This is a genomic window from Gillisia xinjiangensis (assembly GCF_046298265.1).
GTDB lineage: Bacteria > Bacteroidota > Bacteroidia > Flavobacteriales > Flavobacteriaceae > Gillisia > Gillisia xinjiangensis.
On record NZ_JBKAHK010000046.1, the window covers coordinates 1 to 694 of the forward strand.

At 45.8% G+C, this 694-nt stretch carries 1 protein-coding gene; it reads left to right on the plus strand.

All coding sequences use genetic code 11. The features are described 5' to 3' along the window. Positions 1–694, plus strand: a 694-nt coding sequence (locus tag ACKGJN_RS16380; protein ID WP_409540639.1) for a cadherin-like domain-containing protein, incomplete at both ends; no start/stop codon positions are given.

A 694-nucleotide genomic window follows, 5' to 3' on the forward strand; every position in this document is an offset into this window, starting at 1 on the left:
TGATGGAAATGGTGGAACAGATACCGCTACGGTAACGGTAACGGTAAACCCAATCAACGATGCTCCGGTAGCCGTTGATGATTCGGCCACCACCGATGAAGACACTGCTGTAAACATAAATGTACTTGCCAACGATACTGATGTAGACGGTGATACCCTTACGGTAACCGAAACCACTGCACCTACTAACGGAAGTGTTGTGATCAATGGTGATGGAACAATTACTTACACTCCGAATGAAAACTTCAACGGTACAGATACTTTCATCTATACCATCTCTGATGGCAATGGTGGAACAGATACCGCTACGGTAACGGTAACGGTAAACCCAATCAACGATGCGCCTGTAGCAGTTGATGATGTGGCTACCACCGATGAAGACACTGCAGTAACAGTTTCCGTTCTGACCAACGATACTGACCTGGATGGTGATACCCTTACGGTAACCGAAACCACTGCACCTTCTAATGGAAGTGTTGTGATCAATGGTGATGGAACAATTACTTACACTCCGAATGAAAACTTTAACGGAACAGATAGCTTCATCTATACCATCACTGATGGCAATGGTGGAACAGATACCGCTACGGTAACGGTAACGGTAAACCCAATCAACGATGCACCTGTAGCTGTTGATGATACTGCCACCACCGATGAAGACACTGCAGTAACAGTTTCCGTTCTGACCAACGAT